General features: G+C 42.0%; 3 protein-coding genes and 2 pseudogenes. All 5 read right to left on the reverse strand.

Going from position 1 to position 13,073, the window contains the following annotated elements:
• Nucleotides 1-2,548 (reverse strand): annotated as a pseudogene (locus DYY66_RS10975) (hypothetical protein); the annotation flags it as partial.
• A gap of 1 nt (nucleotide 2,549) precedes the next feature.
• Complete coding sequence (locus DYY66_RS10980; protein ID WP_166289295.1) at nucleotides 2,550-6,116, reverse strand: Ig-like domain-containing protein; 3,567 nt, start codon at nucleotides 6,114-6,116, stop codon at nucleotides 2,550-2,552.
• Complete coding sequence (locus DYY66_RS10985; protein WP_166289298.1) at nucleotides 6,113-9,631, reverse strand: DUF6603 domain-containing protein; 3,519 nt, start codon at nucleotides 9,629-9,631, stop codon at nucleotides 6,113-6,115. The genes DYY66_RS10980 and DYY66_RS10985 overlap by 4 nt, the downstream gene beginning before the upstream one ends.
• Complete coding sequence (locus DYY66_RS10990) at nucleotides 9,632-12,403, reverse strand: hypothetical protein (protein ID WP_166289301.1); 2,772 nt, start codon at nucleotides 12,401-12,403, stop codon at nucleotides 9,632-9,634.
• Nucleotides 12,404-12,685: 282 nt separating this feature from the next.
• Nucleotides 12,686-13,073 (reverse strand): annotated as a pseudogene (locus tag DYY66_RS10995) (hypothetical protein); the annotation flags it as partial.

The following is a 13,073-nucleotide window of genomic DNA, read 5'->3' on the forward strand; positions in this document are numbered from 1 at the left end:
ATCCCAAAAGTGCTCCAAGTGACTCGCCCTGTCTTATTCCATCTAAAAGCCATAGAGCATTGTTTACCCTTTGCGATGACAGATCTATTGCAAAAGATTTGGTATCTGGTGATTTCTGGTGTGTGACATATCCATTTCTTAGTATGGCAGCAGCTGCTGCCTGTGACATGGACGGGGCAAGAACATACCCTTCGTTGTCAACACTTGGCTGCAATACTTTGGCAACATCTATTTGAGCTGTGTATTGTTTATTCTTCCAGTCGTTATTGAGTTGTACAAGGGCGTCTTTTTCCCGTCCCGCGACGGGTAATGGTTTGTTCTGGTTTGGTCGCACATCTTCGACCCATCCATACCCCCCCAAGTATACCCCACTTTGCTTGAGGTTTTGGTTTTCTTGTTGTCGTATCTGTAACAAGTAATTAGCTATTGCTGTTATCCATGCATCAAGTCTATGACTGCAAACATCAAGGGTTTCTGTGAGTAATCTATCTAGCTCTGCAGAAGATACAATGGCCAACCGCCCTATGCTTTCTCTCACTTGGAGAACAAATGAGTTGAATTTTGCCAATATCAAAGGTGTCATATAGATAGATGTAGTGATCCCACTCGGCTGACCAGAAACTTGTTGATTTAAAATTCTGACCGAAGTCACTGTAGTTTCACCTTGGGCAACATCTACAAGTTCGGGCTCACGGTATTGAGTGGCATCAAGATTTTGTACCTCCATTCCAGTATTAGCAAATTCAAGCAAAAGTGAATGCCGTAATATTTTAAAAAGTAAAGATGTAGGTGTAGGGCTAGCAGGATAGCTGGTATTCAACAATTGATCTGCTGAAGCAGTTTGCAACCAGTTAAGGTAGTTCATATCATTGTCTTGCTTTCCAGGTGATGATTTGTAATCTAGTGTTGTAGGTTTTTGTTCTGATAATGGAGAGTACTGCACCGTCGGAAATGGAACATCGAACGTGTTAGGCGACATTGCAGTTCCAATTATGAAAGGATCGTATGGCAAACCAAACTGGTTGAGAAGACCCTTGTCGGCCATTTGATTGTCTTGCCACCATGTTTGTTGGATAGAGTCATCTACACCAGATGCAGACCAGTTTAGCAAATTCCAAAGAAAGGCGGGACCAAGTACGCTTCTACCACGATATCTCATTGAGCTTGCATCCATGCTTAATACGCCAAGAAGATCATCATCTGGATTGGCTGAACCAAGTATACGAGGAGTTGAACTTGCACTTTGGAGCCAGACACTACGAGCAATTTTTAAGATTTTGACGAGGCCATTTACCAGAACATTTTGCCCATCAGTCCAAGAATCAAGCGAAGTGACTGGCAGTATCCCATAGGGCGTATCTCCCACTAGGATTGAAGGTATTGGACCCCGTGGTCTCAGATATGGTATGACAAAGTTGTCTCTTGCATTAGCAATATCGGTTGGCTTGAAAACATTTGACATTTGTCCCAGAAAGTATCCTAGAGTTGCTGGCCAGAAAGCAACGAGCATGTCTTTAGAGTTCTTTTGCTCTGTAGAGTTTGCATATTGCACATGATTGAATACGCAGGAGTCAAGCCCTAGGGCTGATGCGGTTATCAGTGCGTTTGACATCGAATCTGTTGGTAGAAGATCCGTTATCTCTGTAGAATAACTTCTAGAAAAGTCTGGATCCTTTGTACTAAATGCTGAAGTAGCATCATTGGTATTTTTGGTTGGTGCACCCTGCGGTACAAATGCTAGGCCATCAGTATAGTGATGTGCATTTAACAAATCGACTACGGATTGGGAATTGAGTTGTGGAAGGTTCTCTATATCTTTGGTATCTTGATAACCTAATACAATTATTTTATCAAATCCATTAACTGCCGTGCCCACAAGGGATATGCGAACCGCCATCCCTGCCTCCACCGCGGTGTCAAAATCCACCATCCATTTCATATTATCATCTATTGCAGGCATCGTGTAACCGGCTTCTTTTGAAGATGGATCATCTGGAGATGGCATATTGGCAACGTCTGGAATTACTGTCAGTAACTGCTTTACTTTGTTAGGAAAAACCACTTGTTGTTCATTGCCTCCCTGGTAGAGGTACACAACCCATTGGTCTGGAAGGCAGCTTACAACAGATGCATTTACTGCCTTGGCATATGGTTTAGTACACTTGTCTTGACTTGGCGACGGCTTGGGATTTGTTTGTTGAACAATATAAGCTGCTCTAGTTGGTCCATAATTGGAGGCCATTGTTTTCCACAATCCCTTGCCATCAGAGTTAGGCTGTCCAAGTGCTTGCCAGTATGTATCTCCTGCACTTTTCTCATCTACTGTCAGAGAAGGATTGTGTGAATCGATAGATATTTGATCTGGATAAATTCTCAACCACAGTTCAGGTTTTGTATCCATGTTCATAAATTTGGTCTCAATCCTGACGGGAAAGAGAAGGAATGGGATGTTTGGAGAAAGATTTATGGTTATATCTTGTACCGGCGTCGGAGTTGTGGCGATCGATTGTTCGGGGTTAACTGGTGTCGATCGACTATGGATTGCCATTTCAGCCTCCAGCTCCGCCAGTCTGTGTATTGATAGTAACGGTGACTGAGGTGGTCGCAGTGTCTCCTGATTGGTTAGTAACTTTTGCAGTTACTGTATGAACCCCATCTGAAAGCGGACTAGTATTAAATTTCCATGATGTAGTACCATTTGCCAAGTTAAACTCCCCTCCGTCAATTGATACCTCCACTTTTTGTACACCAAATACAGAATCAGCCGCACTACCTGTAACCGTTATTGTTTGAGTATCAAGTTGTAACAGATCAGATGGTGAAGAAATTGAGATTAGTGGGGGGAAGTTAAGCATTGTATCGGCGTGTATTGCTACCCTTGCTGGCCTTCGTATGGTTATGTATGCCGTTTGCGCTGCATCTTTTCCCCAGCTGTTATTAGGATCATTGGGATTGTCAGGAGTTCTTGTATCGCCAGGAGGTATTGGCTTGTCATCTATGACTGGTTGAATTTGAAGATCTGTTGATGTTATTGACCCAGTTACTGAGGCATAACCATTTTGAATCGGTACGATATCCCAGGAGAGATCAGCCCATTGATATACCGGACCGGAATGAGTAAGCTCTAAACCAAATTTAGGTTCTGTAGGATGCTCTTGTATTACAAAGAACCAGCCTCCATAGTTTTGCGTATGATCCTTGGAACCGTATGCGTCCTTAACGGATATATCAAATCCGAAATACGTTACGTCTAGAGGTAGTGTTCCTCGTATCACTGGATGCATCTCATCAGAGGTCAAGTTACTTGGTTGACGAGTCCATACCTGCCGACCATTATCATCAGTTGTTTGTGTCCACACTGCCTTGCATGCGTAAATTATGGCGTTTGGATAGCGTTGTAAAAGCTCGCCCCGTACCAAAAGAACAAGGAGGTTTTGAGGAGGATTTGGTATAGTACGTGTCGTATCCAAACCCGTTTTGTTCTGCATGTTTTCCCCTAGTGAGTTGGTAGGAAACCAAGTGTGAATAGGTGGAATGTCATATAGTTTCTCTTGAAGATCTTTTGGTGAAAGCTTCAGATCATCTGCAGTAGGCACATACGAGCTTACATCCCAGAATTGCCTAAAATAGCTCCCACGTTGATCTGTTGGAAAGCCATTCCATAAAAGTTGCCGGGCCATCTCGCAGTTTAATCCCACCATGTAAGATTCGATAAAACGGTCATCGGTTTCTACAAGTGATAATGAATTTTGTGGGACATCTTTGAGGCCAGGCAATACCCACTCCTTTGAGATATCCCTTAATGGATAGTACATCGGTTGTGGGAAACTTGGAGCAGCCATTATAGGGGTAATTGGATCGGGCGGGGACCAATTGAAGGATTTTGCCAGCTGTATTCGGTACTGCAGTCTTGCTGGAACGGTAACCATTGGATCAATTTTACCAATGATTGTATCTCTCAAACCTTGCAAATCTAAGGGCACCATTTTCGGCGGAGTGACTGGTTGAACTATGACTTGAAATGCTGTTGCAAGCTGCATAGCTGCTGCTCTGAAAGCTTTTGCATCAGGCGAGTCGTGTAAAACATTTCCAGATGGAACTGGTTGCATTGGCTGACCAGCCTTTGTTACTTGAAAAGTAGGCTGGGGAAGAATTTGTGAAAACGCCTGCGGCGTGATGTTGGAAAATCTCATCGAGTGTGAAACTTTTGCTTTATCTTCAATTTTCTTAAACCGCCTTATTGCTGCAAAAGCAGCTCCTGCAATTGCAGATGAGGCAGCAATTGCTTGTGGAAGCCAACCACCTAGACTGCCAAATACCAGCAACAATATGTCAGCAACTGCTGCAACACCTATGATTATCCAGTCCAGATATTCCAGTATTGACAACAACCAGTCGGGCACCTTGCGCTGGAAGAGCTCATCGGATACGGCATCAAGAGGAACAAGACCTCCCGGCAGATTTACTTTTGGAAGTATAGTTGTGGCATTAAGACGCGTTATGATTCCATAATGCAAAGAGGTTATTGCCGTTCCCTGGCGTCTTCTGATAGGCCCTAGAGGACGTATGATCCTCCGGAAGGTACCTGATAATGCCCTTACTGGGAATTGGCTGTTTATAACGGCAGCTCGCACTGTATTTGATCCATTTGCGATTCTCCCGTGCACTTGAAGTGTTATGGGAAGTAATGCTTCTGGTGCAAGATTTAGAAAGTTTTTTGAGTAAATCATTTGCGATCCAGAGCGAGCAAACTGTCCATAGCGAAGTAATTGATTTGCTAGTTGCAGTCCGTCGTACTGTTTCCATGCAGATGCCATTAGCTGAGATCTTTGTTGCAGGACGACCTGAGTACCCAGTCCGGCTGCAGCTCTGAACCTTGGATCCAAATTCAGATCATCAAGCCATACAACGGGAGTTGTAGGATCAATCTTTTGCACAAGCGCATGCCATCGCCCGTAGATAGGAGGTCCGACATAAGGATCATTTGGGTTGGGATTGGTTGGATCATCACTAAATGGATCTGCAGCTTCGTTTAACAGTGTAGTTAGCGAATTTTGAAATGTTAATTTACCAGATGACCAGTCACTTACCGTTTCTATCGTACGCATCGCGCCGCCAATTTCCAAGACGGGGGGAGTATCGGTGGTAGCAGGTGGCAACCCCCAACCAACATCAGAAACATCGATTGGACGCAATCCTACATCTGGTGGCGAGGTAAGTGGTTTCAGTTTGCGTGCCAATGATTCAAAATCTCCCTGATCACTAGTACTGAACTTGAACGAATAATATACCGGCAGTTTGATAGGACCGTGAACTGCATGGCCCAAGTTATCTTTTAGCTGCCATGCGGGTTCATCCAAAGTTCCATTCTGAATTTGTACTTGCGTACCCAAACCTGTCTGCACGCCAGAAGCAAAGGCTGGAACAAGAAATGCAGTGTAAGAAGTTTTTGAACTCAGTTGCCTAGGACACAAGATTCTAGAAATCACTTGTTTTGGATTATTTGAAATTGCTGTAGAAATATCACTATCAGAACCAGATATCTGGACATGAACCCATCCCCAAGACTCAGCAAGATCTGGAAGTTTAGCCAAGTCTATCACACTTACAACTGGCTGAGGCTTGGCACTCAAGTCAAAGGAGTCAAATTCCGCTGGAGCAGGATCGGATTTTAGAACGATCAGTACCAACCAAGGCCTTAAGCTATTGGGATTTTTGGAGACATTGGAACTTGGAGCTGCTGGTGTAAGTATCCAGGGAAAATCTGGGTCAGTGAACTCTATTCCTGCAAAATAGTTTGGTTCAAAATTCAGCGTCCCATCCGGAGGCTCTGTTTTGAAAACTTGACGTTTATCAATTCCTTTGACATCTATCGGACCATACATGTTAACTGTCTTTTGCGGTGAAGAAAGTGTCTGGTCTGAGCCGGCATAATTATATGGTTGCATCGATGAACCACCGACAGATTCTGTTTCCACCTGCAAAGATACATCCAAGGATCCACGATATGGAATTGATCCGCTAAGTGGATCCGGATTAGTTAGATTGGCTCCAAATCCTCGCCTTGTCCATGAAAGAAAATGAAACTGTCCCAGCTCCTGTTCGCTGCCGCTCATGCCGCCGCAACCTTTGCAGTTTGTGTCTCCTGAACCGTAATTACTTGGAGTGAACCAGCTTTCTCAGGATGTGTCTGCAGATAATTGTCAAGAGTAAATTTGGCAGATGACCATGCAGTACCAGTAGGTGAGAGGTCTGTCCTTACAGAGAGATCATCACTGCTAGCAATTACATATTTTGTATCAGTGATTGAGATGGGACTTGACATTTCCGGAGTGACAAACTTTACATTTCCGGTGGTACGGATAAGAGAGAATGCGGCAGCACCACCATTGACTAGGGCTAATTGCACTTGGAGAGCCATTCTGTAAAGGCCTGGCAGTGGGATACTTGGAGCAGTAAGATCATCCACAATGAATGTTTCATATCCTAGATTCAAGTCAGAGATTGACCCTGACTTCCAGCCACCTGCTCCTATCTTTTCACCCGACTTGTGGGATTCATATGGATTTGCAGATAACTTGTCAGAGTCACTCATCTCCTCAAACTGCCCCATTGCAAAATAATCATCGTTGTCTTGAATGTCCGCGTTATTTCCTCCAATTGTAACAGAAGTTATGTCAAGTTTGTCTGCATCTGCAGGAGTGTTGTTCCCGAACTTGTTAATTGAGATGCCCAAAGGTACAACGGTTTCATGTACAGTAAGCTGTCCTAGTGGATGTACCAGTATGGATGATGGATCAGCACTGCCAGAGTCTGTTTTTGCTAATGTGATCATTTGTGTGGCATCATCAGGTATTGTTGCGCTCCAATTTCTTGAATCATTTAACGCTTGTACCAATAAGGGAATGACTGGGACCGGCGAGAGCGGCTGGGAGTTGTCTTGTTCACCAATTGTAATGTTTACAGGAATTGTGACATTGAAGAACAGAAACGAGACGCTTGCACTCCCAACCGCATGCCAGAGACTTGGTCCCGACAATGTCAAGTTAAGATCGATTCCCATTATCTTTGTGCTGCCCTGAAGCAGATCTAGACCTGCCCTGACATCTACAATAAATGAGAAGGGATTGAATATGAAGAGTGCATCGAATCCCAAGTAGCCATGAACTGTAAAACCAGCGGCTGATGCATGTAACTCAAGATCAGCCCCAAGTTGCACAGAATTTGATGTCACTGCAAGATAGGTGCTAAAGCTCAGACCGGCATCTGAGTCACCCATCGTTATCATCAAGCGTTTCAGAGTTGGAAAACCTGGAGGAGGTTGATAGCGAGGATTCAATCCTCCAACTGAGACTGCAAAGTTTGGATTGTTGCCCCAGTTAAGACGCATTGCCATGTCCCCAGTTAGAGGATACTTGACGATGCTGGAATCATACAGAGCACCATCCAGTGAGAAGCTCTTTTGCTGGAAATCAATTATACCAATTATGTCTATCTGTATTTTTACAACAGCCTCAGGATCTTGTTGTGGTAAAATTACCTTGAAGATGCCAAGTATTGCGATACGGACTGGATCGGGAACTTCTAGTACGATACCTATTTCTGCTGTGACAATGTCTCCCCATCCAAGCTCTAGCATTGGTCCAAATACGTATCGACCCTTGGCTATCGGAAAAACAGTCGATATGTTACTAACCATTTGAGAAGGATCTGCAACCGGAAGGTCTGGAAATAGGATGTCGTCCAATGTTTTATTTTTGATTCCAGCCCGTAATGCATCGGTTGACATTGACCTGTTAACACCGCCTAGTCCTCCGATGCCGTCCAGTGTAAAACCAAAACCCAACTGGATGGGCGGGAATTGTGCATCTACAATCAGAAGAAACGAATACTCTTGTGAGCCATCTGGCATTTTTGTGTCAAGTAAGCCAAATACACTTACCTGAATATCTTGCATAGGAATATCGATTAATAGTCCGAAAAATCCTGCATACTCGCCCTTATCCTCATCAAAGGAAATGTATCCCTCACCAGTTACCGAACCTGCATCAATTGATAGACCTAAACCATTTGGAGGTTTAAAGCCAAATTCAAAATCGAGATCGCCTAACAATCCAGTTGATTTAATATCGGAAACTTTCTCGAGAGAAAGTTTGATTCCTATGTTATCTACAGTTGCTTCTATTGGCCCTAATGCAACACCTCCAGTCACTCCAATGTCAAGTTCAATTCCTTTATCACTAGGTTCAATGGCAAGTTTTAGAGAATCCAATTCAAAAATGCTGATCGTTTTATTTATTGGTACTATAAATTGAAATCTGGCATTTCCGCTAAAATGCAAACCAGTTTTGGAGGACCATGTGAGGGTACCTCCAAAATCAAATGTTTCCTGATCTGTACCGATAATCTTTTGGATAAAACCATCACTATCAGAAAAATCTAAAACTAATCGCATTCTGGTTGCGCTTAAAACAAACTGAAGTTCAGGGTCACTTACCGAACCTTTAAGATAAAGACCAAGTAACAAATCGGCAAGTTCAAGCCTATGAGAGTTTTCGCTTCCAAATAAGATCCAAGGAGAAGATGGTTTGCCAAATAATTCTGCTCCTAGATCATAAGTGAGGGGATTCGTGCTTAAACTTGCACCAATCTTATCTGGTCGTATCTCAATTGCGACTGGGCTATCACTCTTTAGGTCTCCTTTAAGCCTAAACACAAGGGAACCTGTTAGTGGGATTTCCTCGGTTACCTTTCCCTCTAGGTAAGGACCGATTAGGAAACCGCTTGGTGCTGCATCTTTCTGGTTCTTTGGAGGAATTGGCATTATTGTTAGACCAAACTCTACGTGGCCAATATCCAAATAATCTTCAATAAGTAAGGGAATATTCAATTCTCGAAGAGTTGAAACAACTGGATTACTATCATCATAGTAATTAGACATTAACGATTTGTTTGCTTTGTTACGGCCTGCAGGCCAACCGAGTGCTAAAATTATGCGTTCTAATCGACTTAGAAATTTATCATAATTTAGCGAACTGTTCCAACCGTATACCTCCCTCATAAGATTGGCGGGATCTGTGAAAAACGAAATTAATCTATCCCAGTTCATTGCTGTTCTGGTATAGTCGATACGTCCAACGAATCCATTTGCAGGAGAAGATTCTTCATCTATTATGCCAAGAAAACACAACAAAGCAAATACTGTGGGATTAGTAGTTTCAAAGTAATTGACTATTAGATCATCAATTAGGTCTGGAATGAAAGCCTTCCAAAATATATCTTGAGAGAAGGGCGATGGTAGTCCAGCTGGTGGGACGGTTGTGGAAAGATTTTGCAGGTCTCCTACGACCTTGATAACTGCATTTAGTGCAGTTTTCAAATCGTCTGCCGACACTTCATTAGATGTCAATAGAGAATCAAGGGCAGTTATCGCTTTTTCAACATTAGTCGAAATATCAAGAATCGGGGCGATCGCAACAAGATATGATTTATCGGAGGGGGGTTGCCAGCCATACTTGATAAGCAATGAATTGAAGGACGCAGCGGTTTGATCACTTATGGCAATCTGAAGCGGTTGCAGAGCGTCAAGAACAGAATTAGCGATTTTAATTATAAAATCATAGTTTGACATTTACATATTCTCCAATTCTTGTGGAGCCAGCAAATTTTTCGAGTCGGATGGATCCAGTATAGAGGGTATTTGTTGCACATTATTGCCTTTCGGTATATCATCTATTGTATTATCATACCATCTTATTTGATCGTATATCTTGTCAAAATACATTCTGATTTTCATGTCTTTAGCCCTAGCATCTAGTGACTGTAAATTCGATACTATATCTTTTGCAGGGTCTTTCCAAGGATTCACAGAAGCATCGGGAATTATTACTTCTGTACCTATAACCAATAAAGCTACTTGTTCATCTGAGAGTCCAGCATATGAAAATGCAAATCCTACTCCTTGCTCAAGAAATACCTGTTGTTCATTAAAGCTTGGATTATATGCAGTGACTATGTAATTAATTTCAGCCTCATTTCCAGCAATACTCCTACTTACTTTTACATCGAGGTGTTGATTTGGAGGAATCAAAGGTGCACCAATAGTTGTCGCAGCTCCCTGATCAAGTTTACCATTTCCCCAACCCATGAAGTACGATTTGATATTACCGACAGGGCTCACTGCACTCATTCCCCACCTCCAATGAAGATGAAGGCATAACTCAGCACAGAATGGTGCTGGCGTTTTGTAAAAACCTCGTGAGTCTAGACCATGAAAAGCACTTACATGTACATTATCAAAAGTACCCTGTCGAGATACTTTACGTACAATCATCTTGTAGTTTTTTGATGGATTGTTCTGGTCAGTTGGAGATGGCCATACAAAGACCGTTTGACGTGGCAGTCCACCATCATTCTTTGTATCAACTGTTTGTTCGCCCCTACAATATACTCCAACAAAAGACGGTCTATTTCCTAAAACTGCAGGCACACCATAATCAAACAACCACGACCAATGAGGTAATACTGGGCTCATCTCAAATTGAAATCCTCGAAGAGCAGTTGCTCCAATTACATTTTTAGGATCAGGAGCCACCAACGACGGATCATTCCTCACTCGTGCTAACTTTCGGCCCGCCTGCCAATCAGCTCCATACATTCCCCAAGTGGGTGCAGCCTTAGCGAAGGTAGAAGCACCCGTAAATCTATTCCAATACCAGACATTGTCCCATTTACTACTGTTTGAATCTGTCAATAAAACCACTTGTACTGCATCATTTGCCATTTGTTTCATGTCACCCAGCATTGGATCTGTACTATGACTAGAAGGAATTACATTATCAGGTTTGATAACAATCGTTCCCTTCAGCCATTCAACACTTGGTAAAGCATCCTTACTAGAAGCTATTCGCTTATAACGCATAGACATCTGTGGATAAAATTTGCAAGCTATTGCAGCACCCCCTGGATCAAAGTCATTCTTTTGATCTCGAAGTACAAGGCTCATTGCTACCTCAACTTTACACTTTTTAGGAATACTCCAGCTCAAAGTAAGTTTTAGTCCTATCTGATAATTGGAAGCAGGCCCGCCTACAGTAGATTGTTCCAATATGGGAGGATTATCAGAATTGCTTAAAGCGTCGCTGATATTCAGAGATGTCGGATCCGACTCACCCTTAAATTTTACATAAAGATCTTTAAACGAAATTTCTTTTACTATCTCTTCGACGAAATCGAAAGGATCCACAATATTCTGATTAATATTAGTTCTGTCTTTCAACTTTAGACTCGTTATGCGAAGACCAGAATCTGGCGTTATGTCAAATGAACACTGCCATTTAGGAACACTTCCAGACTTTTGAGAGTCAATAGAATATGATTGTGATGCATCTACAGTTATTTCAGCAGTATTCTTCCAATTCAATTCATCATAAAGGAGGCGTTGATTTCCAATTAATCGACGACCTATTCTTTTCTGAGTTTCAGGGGAATTACCTCGGATGGCTTTAAAAATTACATATGAACAAACTTTACAAAAGTCAACATCTGCCTGAATCTGATATTGAGTAGAGTTTGGAATTCTCCGCATTAAACAATCAAAATCAGAATGCAAAACATTCTTTCTGTAACCATCACCTCCTTCCACTAATTTGATTCCAGGTATATTTGGATCAGCACTGCCGTATCGATAAAATTTAAGACTTGCGCCTGCATTTACAGGCCAAGAGAAGGGTAAACGAGGTATTACCTCTAACGGATTCTTACCGTTATCAAGATCCGTTCTCTGTGCATCATTTATGAATATCAGATTAGGTGGGAAATACTGATCCCAGTAGAGACCATCATTAGGATCCTTTTCATAATCAGGTCCTGGTAAATCATATTCATTAGCTAAACAACCTTCTCGTTCACCTATGGCACGAATTATTACCTTGGTCCAATAATCTCCAGTAGCTATTACCGCAACGAATGGTATGGGATAAGTATCTGAATAATCTATTTGATAGAGCTCACCAGCTGAATTCCCCTTCTTTATTATCGCAATCAAACTTCCTACAGGTCCATAATAATTCTCTCCCCAAATCGAAAGGGGAGTCTTATCAATATCTGGCATGATAGCATTTTTCAGGTAATCAGAAAGCAGATGTGAGTCTGATGGATCTACTGAAATTACATTGTTTTGCTGTTGCAATTTAAAATCATTTGTTAAACAAGAATCAAAATAAACCGCAATTCTATAACGTCCATCTAACTTAAATTGATTAAATGATGGCAAAATAGTTATTTCGTTCCAAACCTTTGCAACAATGGAGTAAAATTCAGCATCTTCGAATCCTTGGCCTAAGAGAAGAAGACTAAATGGGCCATCACCTGCTGGCGCGCAGGGAAAAAATCTAGTAATCAAAAAATTCCCCCAGCGATCTATGTTTTCTAAAATACATTATTGTCATATGCAAAACCTAATAATTTTCAGCAGCAAACTTCTATAAAAGACTCTTCGTTTAACATTGATTTATGATCAAATAATTTCACGAAATCCTGGTTTGATATTATTTTTTGATAAAAATTTGTTAGATCCTTCAGATATTTCCATTTTAATGAATATGGATGAGATAAAAAGATCTGTCAGGCTTGTTCCTACTATATACAAAAGCAAACAACAAAACTAGACTACTGGATAAACGCGTTAGTCTTGAGTATTAATTTGGTATCTTTCCATGCGCCGGACCTTTGCCTCAAGTTCGCCAAGTTTCTCCAGTGCAATATCTTTTTCCCGGTTTGTCTGCTCTAACCTCTGTCTTTCTAGCTTTTCAGCTTCAAGCTTTTGGGCAAGCCTATTCTCCTCGCTTATCATCAGGTGTGGCATAGCCTGTAGATAATCTGGGACCATGTCCAGGATATCTGTCCAGTAATAGTTCTTGTCGGTTCCCACCAGTCCGTCATGGCCCATAAGGCGCTCCTTTATCACAAGTGCTGATAGTGTATCCCTCTTCTTTGTGGTCTCCATCATCACCTTGTCCCAATATCTCCTAAAGCCATGAGTCATTGGAACTTCGTGTCTTCTTTTTCCTTCT

The organism is Candidatus Nitrosotalea sp. FS (assembly GCF_011319475.1).
Classification (GTDB): domain Archaea; phylum Thermoproteota; class Nitrososphaeria; order Nitrososphaerales; family Nitrosopumilaceae; genus Nitrosotalea.